This window comes from Pseudomonas sp. URMO17WK12:I7 (genome assembly GCF_003269045.1).
Classification (GTDB): Bacteria; Pseudomonadota; Gammaproteobacteria; order Pseudomonadales; family Pseudomonadaceae; genus Aquipseudomonas; species Aquipseudomonas putida_J.
The window spans coordinates 211,167-225,856 of the sequence record NZ_QLTL01000011.1 but is presented as its reverse complement, the minus strand read 5'-3'; the positions used below and the strand labels follow the sequence as shown (position 1 = coordinate 225,856).

15 protein-coding genes are annotated in these 14,690 nt (G+C 64.4%); 10 read left to right on the top strand and 5 right to left on the bottom strand.

Annotated features, from left to right (window positions below; all coding sequences use genetic code 11):
* The first annotated feature begins 33 nt into the window (after positions 1-33).
* Positions 34-435 (top strand): MerR family transcriptional regulator, encoded by a 402-nt coding sequence (locus tag H040_RS17050; protein WP_027916897.1) that lies wholly within the window; start codon positions 34-36, stop codon positions 433-435.
* A gap of 230 nt (positions 436-665) precedes the next feature.
* The gene (locus H040_RS17045; protein ID WP_027916896.1) at positions 666-1,019 is read left to right on the top strand and encodes a hypothetical protein; all 354 of its coding nucleotides are present in this window, start codon (positions 666-668) and stop codon (positions 1,017-1,019) included.
* A 104-nt stretch (positions 1,020-1,123) separates the two neighbouring features.
* Here the strand turns inward: H040_RS17045 and H040_RS27290 are convergent, their stop codons facing one another.
* The gene (locus H040_RS27290; protein ID WP_143512508.1) at positions 1,124-1,468 is read right to left on the bottom strand and encodes a hypothetical protein; all 345 of its coding nucleotides are present in this window, start codon (positions 1,466-1,468) and stop codon (positions 1,124-1,126) included.
* Between the two features lie 432 nt (positions 1,469-1,900).
* On the opposite strand from H040_RS27290, the gene H040_RS17040 reads away from it, so the two are divergent.
* Positions 1,901-2,830, top strand: a complete 930-nt coding sequence (locus H040_RS17040; protein ID WP_027916895.1) for a LysR family transcriptional regulator — start codon at positions 1,901-1,903, stop codon at positions 2,828-2,830.
* Here the strand turns inward: H040_RS17040 and H040_RS17035 are convergent.
* Together H040_RS17035 and H040_RS17030 are read right to left on the bottom strand one after the other, a co-directional pair.
* A complete protein-coding gene (locus H040_RS17035) occupies positions 2,821-3,264 on the bottom strand; it encodes a GlcG/HbpS family heme-binding protein (RefSeq protein WP_027916894.1) in 444 nt (147 codons plus the stop codon). The genes H040_RS17040 and H040_RS17035 overlap by 10 nt on opposite strands.
* 2 nt (positions 3,265-3,266) lie before the next feature.
* On the bottom strand, positions 3,267-4,610 hold the full coding sequence (locus H040_RS17030; protein ID WP_027916893.1) for a metal-dependent hydrolase family protein: 1,344 nt from the start codon (positions 4,608-4,610) through the stop codon (positions 3,267-3,269).
* A gap of 261 nt (positions 4,611-4,871) precedes the next feature.
* Here H040_RS17030 and H040_RS17025 point away from each other — a divergent pair, with 261 nt between their 5' ends.
* The gene (locus tag H040_RS17025) at positions 4,872-5,252 is read left to right on the top strand and encodes a nuclear transport factor 2 family protein (protein ID WP_027916892.1); all 381 of its coding nucleotides are present in this window, start codon (positions 4,872-4,874) and stop codon (positions 5,250-5,252) included.
* 74 nt (positions 5,253-5,326) lie between these two features.
* Here H040_RS17025 and H040_RS17020 read toward each other — a convergent pair whose 3' ends face one another.
* Together H040_RS17020 and H040_RS17015 are read right to left on the bottom strand one after the other, a co-directional pair.
* Positions 5,327-6,484 (bottom strand): alpha/beta hydrolase family protein, encoded by a 1,158-nt coding sequence (locus H040_RS17020; RefSeq protein WP_027916891.1) that lies wholly within the window; start codon positions 6,482-6,484, stop codon positions 5,327-5,329.
* Positions 6,485-6,666: 182 nt separating this feature from the next.
* Entirely contained in the window at positions 6,667-7,605 is a 939-nt protein-coding gene (locus tag H040_RS17015) for a LysR family transcriptional regulator (protein WP_027916890.1), read from the bottom strand.
* Between the two features lie 275 nt (positions 7,606-7,880).
* Here H040_RS17015 and H040_RS17010 point away from each other — a divergent pair, with 275 nt between their 5' ends.
* The 6 genes from H040_RS17010 to H040_RS16985 all read left to right on the top strand — a co-directional run bounded on the left by H040_RS17010 (position 7,881) and on the right by H040_RS16985 (position 14,689).
* Positions 7,881-8,822: a VOC family protein gene (locus H040_RS17010; protein WP_027916889.1), complete on the top strand. Its 942-nt coding sequence runs from the start codon at positions 7,881-7,883 to the stop codon at positions 8,820-8,822.
* Between the two features lie 3 nt (positions 8,823-8,825).
* On the top strand, positions 8,826-9,173 hold the full coding sequence (locus H040_RS17005) for a Rieske (2Fe-2S) protein (RefSeq protein WP_027916888.1): 348 nt from the start codon (positions 8,826-8,828) through the stop codon (positions 9,171-9,173).
* Between the two features lie 139 nt (positions 9,174-9,312).
* Positions 9,313-10,437, top strand: a complete 1,125-nt coding sequence (locus H040_RS17000) for an FAD-dependent oxidoreductase (RefSeq protein ID WP_027916887.1) — start codon at positions 9,313-9,315, stop codon at positions 10,435-10,437.
* Positions 10,438-10,522: 85 nt separating this feature from the next.
* On the top strand, positions 10,523-12,193 hold the full coding sequence (locus H040_RS16995) for a DUF1302 domain-containing protein (RefSeq protein ID WP_027916886.1): 1,671 nt from the start codon (positions 10,523-10,525) through the stop codon (positions 12,191-12,193).
* Between the two features lie 14 nt (positions 12,194-12,207).
* Positions 12,208-13,575 carry a DUF1329 domain-containing protein gene (locus tag H040_RS16990; protein WP_027916885.1) on the top strand — a complete coding sequence of 456 codons (1,368 nt, stop codon included), beginning with the start codon at positions 12,208-12,210 and terminating at the stop codon, positions 13,573-13,575.
* Positions 13,576-13,627: 52 nt separating this feature from the next.
* Positions 13,628-14,689: a WD40/YVTN/BNR-like repeat-containing protein gene (locus tag H040_RS16985; RefSeq protein ID WP_027916884.1), complete on the top strand. Its 1,062-nt coding sequence runs from the start codon at positions 13,628-13,630 to the stop codon at positions 14,687-14,689.
* Position 14,690 lies beyond the last annotated feature (1 nt).

Sequence of the window (14,690 nt, the reverse complement as noted above, 5' to 3'; positions counted from 1 at the left end):
TAGAGCACGCTCTACAGTCAAGGAGTTTTTAGTGTGAACGTTGGAGAATTAGAGCGCCGCAGTGGCGTCGGTCGGCATACATTGCGCTATTACGAACAGCTCGGGCTTATCGTGGCACAACGACAAGCCAACAACTACCGCAGTTATAGCGATCAGACGGTTGTTGACCTGGCCTTTATTCAGAGCGCCCAGAGTGGCGGTTTTTCCCTCGCTGAGATTGGAGAAATTCTTGCAGCCAAGCGAGGCAATAAGATCGATTGCGCGCAAGGCGCAGCTTTAGTTGCCAGCAAGATGGTCGAAATTCAAGCGAAGATCGCCAAGCTTCAAGCCGCTTATGTCTTTCTGAACGCAGAGCATGCGAAGCTTGAAGCCAGTGCCATTGCCAACGGTCTGATTACCCCCTTAGCTGAACATCTGCATGCCTCTACGCCATAACCTCCCGGCAAGGCCATTTGCCAGTTGCTTCCAGGCCTTCATAGGCCTGCCGGGAAACCTTGCGGCCAATCAGCCAATGACTGCCGGTGTCGAATGGCCGCTATGGGTCGATAGCGGTCAGTCGTGACTGTCTGCTTTCGACCCGAAGCTGCCGTTCACACCTCAATGTAGCTATGCTTGCGATCCAGTCCGAACTCATCGGCTCGGGGAAGCACACAGGAGGTGATGAGATGTACGGCTTTGCCAAGGATCTGAAGATCGAAGGTATCCTAGGAGAGGAAATACGGCAGATTTGCCTGGGACGATACGACGTTCAGTTTCTATTTGGCTCAGGCAGCTGCATCGCTGTCCAGAGCCCGATAGAGGTATTTCATGGCGACGAGCTAATTGCAACTTGGGATGAAGACGCCAATTGGACGAGCAGCAATTTCCAAAGGCTCCTGAACGTCTCCGTGACCAGCTACAGAGTGATTGATGAGAGAGTGTTGGAGATCTGCCTTCGTGAAGAGTTCAGACTACGTCTGCACGATAATTCAGAGCAATTCGAAAGCGTGCAAATTTACCCCGAGCACATCGTTATCTAAGCGTGGATAGCGCCAAGCCAACAGACAAGGCGTAGCGACGGTCCGCTTCGGGTCGTCAGCAACCATCCACGGCCAGCAGCTTTCGACCCAACGCGGTCGTTGGACTATTCGTTGCCATAGCTTGCGGTCCAGCTATTCCAAGCGTCTTCATTCCGCGCATAGACAGAAATAGGCAGGAAATCTCGGTGGCGAGGAAAAAGATTGGACACTAAGTCTTGCGTGTAGAAAATCGTCGGGCCGAGCATGGCGAGAATATTTGTCATAACGACGTTGGCACATTCCATCTCCTCATCCGTCGGATCACCGTCGAATTCAAAGCGCGCGCTCAGTCTTCCATTGTCAGCAATATCAAACGATACGGATCTCAGGCGTGGGGGAATTTCACCCAGTAAGGCGCGCTGAGCCGCAAGACGAATTTCAGACTCAGTTGGAAAAGCTATTGATGGCATGGACCGATTGCTCACGTAGGAGATGGTCAAGTTATGACAGATAGCCGCTGGTGTCGACCGGCCGCTTAGGGTCGATAGCGGCCATTGGCGATAGCTCCCAAGCAGCGGGATGTTGCTCCCCGTACCCCCCTAACACCGCCAAGCACCCTGAAAAACTGTATATCCATGGCATTCGAAGGCAGGCGAGGGCGAGTCATCTGTGAGCCAAGTTTCGGGAATGGAAAGCGATTGGCAGAACGCCGGGGAGGGTGCGTTGGCGGGGGGATGGGCCGAAAATCGGTTCCAAAACTGAAACGGCGACCCTTTTAGTATGCGGCCTGTAGCCATGCCGTATCGTCTTTGTTGTGGAATCGATCAAGTATCGCGCCAGGCGATACCTGCCAGCACGAAATACGCATTCTTGCTCAGGCGCATTCGCGTATAAGCCTGTTCATGCGCTATCGACGTCTGGACCTCAACCTGCTGGTCGCCCTGGATGTGCTGCTCGAAGAGTGCAGCGTCAGCCGGGCTGCGCAGCGTCTCAACCTTGGCCAGTCTGCGACCAGCGCTGCGCTGGGCCGGTTACGCGAGCACTTTCAGGACCCGCTTTTGCTGCCGGTAGGGCGAGGCCTGGAACCGAGTGCCCTGGCGCGCCAACTGGCACCTAAGGTGCGCGAAGTGCTGAGCCTGACGGGCGAAGTGGTGGAGATGTCGGCGGCATTTGACCCCGCCCGCTGTGACCGGCGCTTCATCCTGGTGGCCTCGGACTATGTGGCGGCCACCCTGGTTCCGGCGGTCAGTCGTACCCTGGCGCGGGTTGCGCCCGGTGTTTCGCTGGTGGTGCGTGACCTGCCGCTGCCGCGTGACGGCGATGTGGTGGCCGAGGCGCTGGACTATCGCCGCAGCGACCTGGTGATCGTGCCGCAGCCGCGCATCAACCCGCGCTACCCTCACGCCTCGCTGCTCCAGGATGAGCTGTGTTGCATCGTCTGCGCAGACACCCCCGGCTACCGACAGGACCTGAGCCTGGCCGATTACTGTGCGGCCGGGCACGTGGTGCGTGAATTCAGCCATGGCCAGAACCTTTCGCTGGACACCCAGCACCTGCGCGAGATGGGTATCGAACGGCGACTCGAAGTGGCAGTGCAGAGCTTTGCCCTGATGGCCGAATTCGTCGTCGGCACGCCGCGTATCGCCACGCTGTTCCGCCGCCAGGCCGAGGCGCTGGCGCGACGCTACCCCCTGCGGGTGCTGGCGTCGCCCATTGTCTTTCCGGTGGCCTCGCAAGTCCTGCAGTGGCAGCCGCAGCAAGCCTCTGACCCGGCCCTGGCCTGGCTTCGCCAGGTGCTGACGGAGCAGGCCGAGGCGCTGGATCAAGGCTGATGGTCGCCGGTATCTGCGACCAGCCCGTGGCTTTCGATGGCCAGCAGGGCGCAGCGCTCGTCGTTGTCCGAGGTGTCGCCACTGACGCCGATCGCACCCAGCACGCAGCCCTCGGTATCACATAGCAGGATGCCCCCGGGCATGGGAATCACCTCGCCGTCGGTTAGGCTGTTGATGGCCGCGAAGAATGCCGGCATCGCTTGGGCACGGCGAGCCAGTTCGCGGCCACCCAAGCCCATGCCCAGGCAACCACGGGCCTTGCCGGTAGCGATCTGCGGGCGCAGGAAGCTGGCCTGCTCGTCGCGCAGCACCGCCAGTGGATGCCCTGCGCTGTCGAGCACGGCGGCTGCCAATGGGCGCATGCCCAGGGTGCGGGCGTGGCGCAGGGTGGTGGCGGCCAGTTGCGCAGCCAGTTCGAAGTCCAGGGTAGGCATGGTCACAGGCTCCATTTGCCGAGTTCGGCTACGCGGTCGCGGGTGTAGAGGTCGGTCCATTTCAGCGAGTTGAAGTCCGACACCTGTTTGGGGTTGTAGCCCGTGCGTTGCAGGCGCACCGGCTCGCCGGCCTTGTACACGGCCAGCAGGCGACTGCGGTCCTGGAGGATGCGGATGTCGTCCAGGGGCGAGCCGTCCAGCACCAGCAGGTCGGCCTGCTTGCCCGGCTCGAGCGTGCCGAGGGTCTCGCCCTTGGGCATCAGCCGTGCGCCGACGTTGGTGGCGGCGTACAGCGCCTCGGCCGGGGTGAAGCCCAGGCGTCGTACCAGCAATTCGAGTTCGCGGGCATGCCATTCTCCATAGGGGGTGATGGCAAAGCCGCTGTCGCTGCCGCAGGCAAAGGGCACGCCGGCAGCCTTGGCGCGCTTGAGTACCGGTGTGCCCACCTCCAGCGTGCGTGCGCAGTAACCGGCGTAGCCGGTGCTGATGGCGGGGTCGTGGGGCTGGCAGAAGTCCACGGTGTTCTGTGGGAAGGTCATGATCGGGGCCAGCACGCTGCCTGCCTCAAGCAGCGCCTCGATGCAGGCATCGTCCATGTAGAAGGCGTGGAACACCAGGTCTACGCCGGCCTTGGCGGCATACATGACCGCCTCGCGGCCATAGGCGTGGGTGGCGACGCGGCAGCCGAGGCGATGGGCCTCATCGACCATTTCACGGGTTTCGTCGGCGGTGAAGGCGGCGATGATTTCACCGTTGGGGCGACGGTGGGTGCCGTCCATGGCGATCTTGATCAGGTCCACGCCATCCTTGGCCTGCTTGCGGATTTGCGCGATGGCTTCGGTACGGCTGGTGACCAGCGCGGCGGTGAAGTATTCCGGCGCGCCGACACGGCTGGGGAACCAGTCGTTCAGGCTCTGCCGGTTGGTGATCACGCGGCTGCTGGCGGCGATGCGCGGCCCCTCGAACAGGCCGGCATTGACCGTGTTGCGCACGGCGATGCTGAGTTGGCCGCTGTCGCCGGGGCAGACCATCGAGGTCACGCCTGCGGCCAATACATGCTGGGCAAAGAACAGGCCGCGCAAGGCGCGAAATTCGTCGCTGGTCCAGATGTCGATGTCCTCTTCGCTCTGGGCATTGCCGAACGCCAGGTGGGTGTGCACATCCACAAGCCCAGGCATGACGAAGGGCACCTGGGCTTCACGGTCACCAGGCCGGGGGCGCGGCGCCTCTGCGGTCGGCCCGACATGGCGGATCACGCCGCCTTCGATGATCAGCGTGTGCAACGGGCGGGCCTGCAGGCCCGTGCCATCGAACAAGGTGGAACAGTGCAGATGAAGGGCGCTCATGGACGAATTCTCCTCGTCTTGTTGTTTGCCGGCAGGCTAGGCCGTGAGCGCTGCCACGCACCAACAGATGCTGTCGATGGCCCGCCATCGATGCCGTCGATACCTGGCCAAGCCCTTGTCCTTTCTGGGCTGCACGGGAGAAGTCGGGCGGACTCAGCGAGTATCGGCAGTGGCGATGCCTGGCATGGCGATTGGCGATTTTTCCTCGGGGCGGGGGTGGCGCGAGGATGCGTTCGCCAATCAATCACCGAGGACAATTCCATGAAGGCTATTCACGATCTGTTGCTGGGCCTGGAGGCCGAACGCCAGCGGGCCCTGCTACAGGAAGACCATGTCCGGCTTCAGACGCTGTTCGACGATGACCTGCTGTACGTGCACACCACCGGGCTGGTGCACGACAAGGCGCAATACCTGGACTATGCCCGTGACGCTGTGCGTTACCTGGCGGTAGAGCGTGGCGAGTTGACGGTGAGGGTGTTTGCCGATGGCCTGGCGCTGATGAGCGGGGCGCAGTGCAACCTGCTGCAAAAGCGTGGCGGCGGCGAGCCGGTGCGCGCCGAAGGCTTCGCCACGCAGCTGTGGGTGAAACGCGAGGAGGGGTGGCGGATTGCAGCGTTCCACGGCACGCGGGCACCGGCCTGATGACTCGGTGACCCGCTAGCAGGTACCCGGTCAGCCCTTGATGAGGCTGGCCGGGTACCTGCTGGCGCGGGAGGTCAGGCGGTATGGCCACCGAGGGTCTCGGCGACCCAGTCGGCGATGTAGTGGCCGGCGTTGATGCTGTTGTCGAAGCTGGAGTGCTGCACGCCGCCTTCGCGGTCGGTGAAGATCTTCAGCTCACGTTTTGGGCTGTTAAGCAGTTGCTCATAGGTGCGATGCGCCCACTTGAGCGGGATCTGCGAGTCTTTCTCGCCGTGGGTGACCAGGAACGGCACGCGAATGCGCTCCAGCACGCCGTCCAGGTGCACACTTTCAGCGATACGCATGAAGTCGTCCATGTCCTTCGCCCCCCAGACCCAGCACACGTGTGCCCAGTAGTGTGGCACCGGGAAATTGCCTTCCTTCTCCAGGCGGCGCTTTTGCACATCGCGCCAGTCGTGGTTGGCGCCCCACACCACACCGCAGGCGAAACGCGGCTCGAACGCCACCGCGCGCGGGCAGTAATAGCCGCCCAGGGACACACCTTCCAGGCCGATGCGCCCAGGGTCGACGTCGGTGCGGGTTTCCAGCCAGTCCACCACGCGGCTGGCCCAGTGCTCGCTGTCGAAGCGTGCGGTCAGGCCGTGCAGGCGTAACGCCTCGCCAGTGCCGGGCTGGTCGATGATCAGCGACGACACGCCGCGCTTGGCCAGCCAGGCGGGCAGGCCGACGCGGTACTTCATCTCCTTGGTCGAATCCAGGCCGTTGACCTGCACCAGCAGAGGCGCTGGGCCGCTGACGCCCTCGGCGCGCACCAGCAAGCCCGAGAGGTGCTTGCCCTCATAAGGGATTTCCACCCGCTCGCAGTTTTCTGCGGACAGGTCGATACCCCGCGCGAAGGTGTCCAGGAAGCGCTGGTACAGGCCTGCGCGACCCGGCGCGCCATGGGCCTGCAGGCGTTCGCAGGTGAGGTAGTAGGTGGCGGCGCGGTTGTATTTCTCACCGGCGGAGAGGCGTCGCCCAGCCGCTTCGTCTTCCTCGGCCAAGGCGCAGAGTTTGTCGGCCATGTTCGACCAGGTTTCCCTGAAGGCCTGGGTACCGGCAGCGTCTGGCTGCTTGGCGGCTTCCAGCAGTGGTGCGCACATTTCTTCGATTTCGCCCATGCGGGCGCCCATCTCGATGGCCAGGTCCACCGAGAGGTTCCAGACGTAGTTGGTGGGAAAGTAACGGAACATTTGTTGTTGTCCTTCTGCGGTCGTTGGGTACGGCGCCCACAACTGCGGCAGGCACGCAGGGCGCGGTTCGCAAGCAAGGTACGCAGGCAGGGCAGGGCGGGGCCAATCGTGATAAGGGATGCGAGGTATCGTGAAACGCGATGCCCCGGCACCGTTGCGGTGGCCGGGGCGATGGTGGCGGTTCAGGCGGTGGCGCGCAGGGCACCTGGCTGCGTCTCGGCGCGCTGGATGAACTCGCTGATGCGCTCGCGCAGCCAGCGGTGCATGGGGTCACCCTCCATGCTGCGGTGCCAGAGCATGAACTCGCGCATTACTGGGATCTTCACCGGTGGCGGCAGGATGCGCAGGGGCAGGTAGCCAGCGTACAGCTCGGCCAGGCGACGGTGCATGGTGGCGATCCGCGGGGTGCCCACCAATAACTGGGGCAAGGTGTTGAAGTCGTTGGTGATCACTTCCAGGCGGCGGTTGAAGCCGTACTGGTTCATGAACCAGTCTTCGATACTCAGGTGGCGGTTGCGGCCAAAGCCCACCGAGATGTGCCCCATCTGCATGTACTGCTCCAGGCTCAACTGCTCGCCGACCTCGGGGTTGTCGCGCCAGACCATGCAGACATGGTCTTCCTCGAACAGCAGCTGTGCCGGATGGCCGTCGATCAGGTAGCGCTCGGGCACGATCATCATGTCGACCTCGCCGCGCATCAGCAGCTCAGCGCTGCCGTCGCCGGGGCTGATCATTTCGAAGGTAATGTGCGGCGCCTGCTGGTGGATTTTCTGGAGAACCTGGGCGAACAGCACGCTGATCAGGTAATCCGAGGCCACCAGGCGGAAGTGCCGCTTGCTGCTGGCCGGTTCGAACACCGGCTTGGCAGTGATTGACGAACGAATGGTCAGCAGCACCTCGCGCACCGGCTTGGCAAGCTCCAGGGCGTAGGGCGTGGGCTGCATCTTGCGGCCGACCTGCACCAGCAGTTCGTCCTCGAAGAAAGTCCGCAAGCGGCCGAGCACGCCACTGGTGGCCGACTGGGTCATGTGCAGGCGCTCGGCAGCACGGGTGATGTTCTGCTCATCGAGCAGGATGTCCAGGGCAACCAGCAGGTTCAGATCAAGGTGGTGAAAGCGCATGTGATAGCTCTCGGTTCTTGTAGTTATTTTCGCGATACCTTCCCGCTGGATTACCGATACGTCAATACCTTCCCCTTCTGCAGCCAGCCAACGCCAGGCGCCATGGGCTGGCGCGCAGGTATCGCGATTGCCGATGCCTCGCATCCCGACACGCGATTGGTCACTCCGGCCCACCACCGAGCAACCTGCGCTCCAGTCGAACGGCCGCCATGCCGCCGCGACCCACTACCGGTGACCCTGCCTCGCCGAATAACAATTTCAATGGAGTGGTAGCCATGAACATTCTTGGTCTCGACGCGCTGGTATTCGGCGTCGACGATATCCAGGCCTGTGCCGAATGCTTGCAAGACTACGGCCTCACGGCCGTGCAACTGGACGCCGACGGCGGCCGTTTCGAAGCGCTGGATGGCACCGCGATCATCATCCGCCGCGGCGACGACAGCCGCCTGCCGCCAGCGCTGGGCCCTACGCCGTCGCTGCGTGAAACTATCTACGGCGTGGCCGCCGCGACGGACCTGGAGGCGATCGCCGACGAACTGGGCCGTGACCGCGCGGTGCACCGCGACGCCGGCGGCGCACTGCATACCGTCGATGACCTGGGTTTCGCCATCGCCTTCCAGGTGACCTGCCGCCGCGCCTTCGAAGCGCCGGCTGACCTCACCAATGCCCCTGGCAGCGCGCCGCAGCGCCCGCTCAACCAGCTGGGCATCGCTCCAGACATGCCGGCCCTGCCACGCACCTTGTCCCACGTGGTGTACTTCGTGCCCGACGCGGCCAAGGGCGAAGCGTTCTACCGCGACCGCCTGGGCTTCGTCACCACCGACAGCTTCATCGGCGTCGGCCCGTTCATGCGCACAGCCGGCATGGACGACCACCACTGCCTGTTCATGATCCAGACGCCGCCGCACATGCAGGGCTGCGAGCACTTCACCTTCCACATGGGCAGCGGCACCGAGGTGCTTCTGGCCGGCACGCGCTTCCAGCAGAACGGCTGGACCAGCTTCTGGGGGCCAGGCCGGCATCTGCTGGGCTCCAACTGGTTCTGGTACTTCAACAGCCCGCTCGGTTGCCACATCGAGTACGACGCCGACATGGACAAGCACGATGACGCGTGGGCGGCGCGCCAGGCGCCGATGTCGGCCGACAACTCGCAGCTGTTCCTGTTCACCTCGCGGGAGAAATGGGCACCGAGCGGCCCACCGCCGAAGCAGGGTTGAAGCATGGGTTGCGTGGCGCTGTGCCGGCTCGATGCGCTGGGCGAAGGCCAGGCGCGCGGCTTCGACCCGCAGGGCCAAGGCGCGGACAGCGTGTTCGCCCTGCTCCACCGGGGCCAGGTCAGGGTCTACCGCAACCTTTGCCCGCACCTGCTGGTGCCGTTGGAGTACCGCAAAGATCGCTTTCTGAGTGCCGATGGCCAGTGGGTCGTGTGCTATGCCCACGGCGCGCGCTTCCGGCCCGAGGACGGCGCCTGCGTCCACGGCCCCTGCCGTGGCGAGGCCTTGCAGGTGCTGGTGCACCAGGAAGTGGACGGTTGGTTGCTATTGCCGCTGGTGCAGCTCGAACGCTGACCTATCGCGCCGCGCGATAGGTCGCATCCCGCGACGCGATTGGTCAACGCCCGGCACAGCCGGGAAGCTGTGCCCAGGCACAGGAAACGGTCGCCTCGCATGACGGGGCGGACAACAAGAACAAGACGTGAGACATGCCATGAATACTGTGAACAACGTGCTGATCGTGGGTGGCGGGATTGGCGGGCTGTGCGCTGCCATCGCACTGCGCCGCAAGGGCATTGCCGTCGATTTGGTCGAGTTGAAGACTGAGTGGACCGTCTACGGGGTCGGCATCATCCAGCAGAGCAACGTGGTGCGCGAGATGCACCGCCTGGGCCTGCTCGAAGCCTACCTTGATGCGGCCTACGCTTTCGAAGACGTGGCCATCTACACCACCGAAGGGCAACAGCTGGCGCGCATCCCCGGCCAGCGCCTGGCCGGCCCGCAGTACCCGGCCAACGTCGGTATCTCGCGCCGCGCCCTGCACAAGGTGCTGAGCGAAACCGCCATCGAACTCGGCACGCGGGTACGCCTGGGCACCTCGGTGGAAAGCTTCGAGCAGGATGCAAGCGGCGTGGATGTCCTGTTCAGCGACAGCAGCCAAGGCCGCTACGGGCTGGTGGTCGGCGCCGATGGCTTGTTCTCGAAGGTGCGCGGCCTGCTGTTCGGCGACCAGTACCAGCCGCGCTTCACCGGCCAGTCGGTGTGGCGCTACAACTTCCCGCGGGCCGCCGGCATCGACCATCTGGCCAACTACCAGGGGCCATCGGGCAACGCTGGCCTGGTGCCGCTGGCCGATGACCTGATGTACCTGTTCACCACCTCGCATGAGCCCGGCAACCCCTGGATGGAGCCCGCCACCTTGGCGCAGGACTTGCGCCAGCGCCTGGCCGGTTTTGGTGGGCTGATCGGCGAGTTGCGCGAGCTCATCGATGACAGCGCCGAGGTCGTCTACAAGCCGTTGGAGGCGGTGTTCGTTGACGAACCCTGGTACCGCGGCCGCGTGCTGCTGATCGGTGATGCCGCCCATGCCACCACGCCGCACCTGGGGCAGGGCGCCGGCATGGCCATCGAGGATGCCGTGGTCCTGGCCGAGGAACTCACCACCGACGGCAGCCTCGACGTACAGCTGCAGCGCTTCATGGGCCGGCGCTTCGAACGCTGCAAATTCATCAGCGAGATGTCCCTGCTGGCCGGCGAGAAGGAGGTCCAGCGTGACCCGTCCTTCGACCGCATCGGCTTGGTCAAGCAGATGCTGGAGGTTACCGCGCAACCGATCTGATTCCCTGACCGGCGCGCCCTGCCTGCCTGGCGCACCGGCCCCTACGCCAACACCGACGCACAAGAACAAGAAAGAGGAAACCACGATGTTGACTCGCAAAGGTGCATTCGCACGGCCAGTGCCGGCACTCAAGCCCCTCAGCCTGGCGCTTGTCGCGCTGGCTGCAAGCCAGGCGCAGGCCTTCGAATTCGACACCGGCAACCCCGACCTGCGGGTGCGCTGGGACAATACGCTGAAATACAGCGCCGCCTGGCGCACCCAGGACGCCAGCAGCAAGCTCACCGAAGGGCAGACCGCGCTGAACCTGGACGATGGTGACCGCAACTTCGACAAGGGACTGATCTCCAATCGCCTCGATCTGCTGTCCGAGCTGGACATCACTTATCACAACGTCGGCGCGCGGGTCAGTGGTGCGGCCTGGTACGACGATGTCTACAACCGGGGCACCGACAATAACGACCCCAGCCGCGCCAACAGCTATTCAGTCGGCTATGACGAATTTACCGACGACACCCGCACCCTGCACGGGCGTAAGGGCGAGTTGCTCGACGCCTTCATCTTCGGCAAGACCGAGATCGGCGACATGCCGCTGTCCGGCCGTCTTGGCCAGTACGCCATGCAGTGGGGCGAAAGCCTGTTCTACGGCATGAACGGCATCGCCGGCGGCATGGCGCCGGTGGACGTGGTCAAGGGCCTGTCGGTACCCAACACCCAGTTCAAGGAGCTGATTCGCCCGGTACAGCAGATTTCCGGGCAACTTCAACTGACGCCGGAGGTGTCGGTGGGGGCCTATTACCAGTTCGAGTGGGAGGCCAACCGCCTGCCGGCGGCGGGTAGCTATTTTTCCACGGACGACTTTTTCGGCGATGGTGCCGAGCGCATGTTCGTCGGGGCGCCGGTGTTCCCGGGTGGCCAGCCCCTGGCGTTCTTCCACGGCCACGACAAGCAAGCCAAGGACTCGGGGCAGGGCGGTGTGCAGTTGCGCTGGCGTACCGAGACGGTCGACTGGGGCCTGTATGCCATCCGCTTCCACGACAAGTCGCCGCAGCTCAACGTGCGCCCGGATTTCGCCAGCCTCGACCCGGTCAGCGGCAAGGCCGGCGAGTTCTACTGGGTGTACCCCGAAGGCATCGAGGCTTTTGGTGCCAGCTTCTCCACCACCCTGGGCAACTTCAACCTGGCCGGCGAATTGTCCACGCGCTGGAACCAGCCGCTGGCCTCTACCAGCCAGCATGCGCTGGCCGTGGGCGAGGCAATCGACAACGACGACAACCCGCTGTACGCCACCGGCCGCACGTTGCACGCCAACTTTTCCTGGCTTGCCAGCCTGGAGCCGAACTTCGTCGCTGCCGAGTCGAGCTTCCTTGGCGAAATCGCCTGGAACCGGGTGATGAGCGTGAGCAAGAACGCTGATGCCATCGACCCTAACGCCGACCGCGACGCCACCAGCCTGCGCCTGGTGTTCGAGCCGATGTACCGGCAGATCCTGCCCGGTCTCGACCTGTCGGTGCCGATCGGTGCGAGCTACACCAACGGCGCCTCGATGGCGCTGGGCACCGGCTTTGGCACCGACCATGGCGGCGACCTGAACATCGGTCTGAAGGGCAACTACCTCAACACCTGGAGCCTGGGCCTGACCTACACGCACTTCTACGGCCCGGAGAACACCTTCCTCGACGCCGACAGCCACTACACCTTCGAACAGTCGCTCAAAGACCGCGACTTCATCGCCTTCACCGTCAGCCGCACCTTCTGACCGAGGACTACCCGATGAAACACAACAAGAAAGTCGTTTCCCTGTTCACTGCCCTGAGCGCCTCACTCCTGTTCGCCCACGGCGCCGTTGCCGCAGTGTCCGCCGAACAGGCAGCCACGCTCAAGACCAGCCTCACCCCGCTAGGTGGCGAGCGCGCCGGCAATGCCGAGGGCAGCATTCCGGCCTGGACCGGTGGCTACACCAAGGCCGACCCTGCCTACAAGGAAGGCGGCAAGCGTGGTGACCCGTTCGCCGGCGACAAGCCGCTGCTGACCATCACTGCGCAGAACATGGCGCAGTATGCCGACAAGCTGGCGCCGGGCATCCAGGCGATGCTCAAGAAATACCCAGACAGCTACCGCCTCGATATCTACCCGACCCACCGCAGCGCTGCCGCGCCACAGTCGGTGTACGACGCCACCTTTGCCAACGCCACCAGCGGCAAACTGGTGGACGGACCCGCAGGCCCCATGCCTGAAGGCGCATCCGGCGGCATTCCGTTCCCGATCCCGGCCAACGGCGTGGAAGCCATGTGGAACCACCTGCTGCGTTGGCGCGGTGCGTCCTGGCACGCCAGCTTCAACCAGTACCTGACCACCGCCGACGGCAAGCACGTGCTCACCAACGACTCGCGCGCCGACCTGCAGATGCCTTGGTACCTGCCTGGCGGCAGTGGCGACAAGGGGGTGTTCTGGTCAATCCGCATGACCAACGACGGCCCGCCACTGCGCGCCGGCGAAGCCATCACCGGCCTGGAAAACCTCAACGCCGACAACGCTGCGGTCTGGACCTACCTGCCGGGCCAGCGCCGTGTGCGCCGTCTGCCCAATGCTTGCTGCGACACGCCGACCCCGGCCACCGCAGGCGTCATGAGTTTCGATGAACTGTACGTGTTCAACGGTCGCCTTGACCGCTTCGACTGGAAGCTGGTGGGCAAGAAGGAGATGTACATCCCCTACAACGCCAACAAGGTGTTCACTGCCAGTAACGCCGAGGCGCTGCTCGCTCCGCATCACCTGAACCCCGAATCCATCCGCTGGGAGCTGCACCGTGTATGGGTGGTCGAGGCGACCCTGAAGAAGGGCCAGCGCCACGTGATGCCACGCAGCACCTATTACCTCGACGAGGACACCTGGGCGGCTGTGCTGGGTGAGCGCTACGACGCGCGCGACCAGTTGGCCAAGGTGGTCTGGACCTCGCCGGTGGTGCTGCCCGACCTGCCAGGCGTGGTGACCCTGACCAACGGCTTCTACGACCTGCTCTCCGGTGCCTGGTTCGCCGGGGACCTGTTCGCCGGCAAGAACGAGCAGTACCGCATCGTGCCTCCCTATAAGGACTCGGTATTCACCGCCGACGCCATGGCGGGCGAGGGCGTGCGCTGAGCGGGCGCACTGCGCCCGCGGTACCCACTACAAGAACAAAAGGTTGCGTGCGATGAACAAGATGCTCTACGGCTGGCTGCTGGCAGCCTGTTGCGGGCTGCCGTCGGCCTTCGCCGGCGGTAGTGTGGATGTACTCGCGCAGCCCGCGGTGCAAGGGCCCCAGGCCCTGCATGCGGTGCTGCAGGACGTGGCCCGCGCCGGCGCGCGCCTGGTGTCGGTGGGCGAGCGTGGCGTGGTGCTGCTTTCCGACGACAACGGCGCGACCTGGCGCCAGGCCAAGGCGGTGCCGGTGAGCGTCAGCCTGACCGCCGTGCAGTTCGTCGACGAGCGCAACGGTTGGGCGGTCGGCCACGCTGGCGTGGTGTTGCACAGCGAAGATGGCGGCGAGCACTGGGGCTTGCAACTCGACGGCGAGCGCGCTGCCGCCCTGGAGGTGCAGGCAGCCGAAGCGTCCGCTGACGAAGGCCGCCTCGCGGCGGCGCAACGGCTGCAGGCCGATGGCGCGGACAAGCCGCTGCTCGCGCTGAGCTTCGCCGATGCACGCCACGGCCTGGTCGTGGGCGCCTATGGCCTGGCCATGAGCACGGCCGACGGTGGGCGCAGCTGGCAGTCGGCGATGGGCCTGTTGCCGAATCGGCGCGGGCTGCACCTCTACGCACTGGCCCGCCAGGGCGCCAACCTGTACGTCGCCGGCGAGCAGGGCCTGCTATTGCGCTCGCGCGATGGCGGTGAGCATTTCGACGCGCTGCGAAGCCCGTACGACGGTAGCTACTTCGCTGCCGCCGTGTTGCCGGACGGCCGCCTGCTGGTCGGCGGCCTGCGCGGTTCGCTGTTCGCGTCCGATGACGGTGGCGACAGCCTTCAGGCGCTGGCCAACCCGGTTCCGGCATCGCTCAATGCCATGCGCGTCGCGGGTGGCCAGTTGTTGCTCGCCAACCAGGCGGGGATGCTGCTTCGCAGTGGCCTGGAGCGATTTGCCGCGCAGCCTGTGGCGGTCTCCGATGGCCTGCCACTGACTGCCGCCACCGCCGCCGCCGACGGTGCCATCGTTGCCGTCGGCATGGCCGGCGCGCGCCGCCTGGAATCTTCCTCCCTTCCCACCACGACGGACTGAG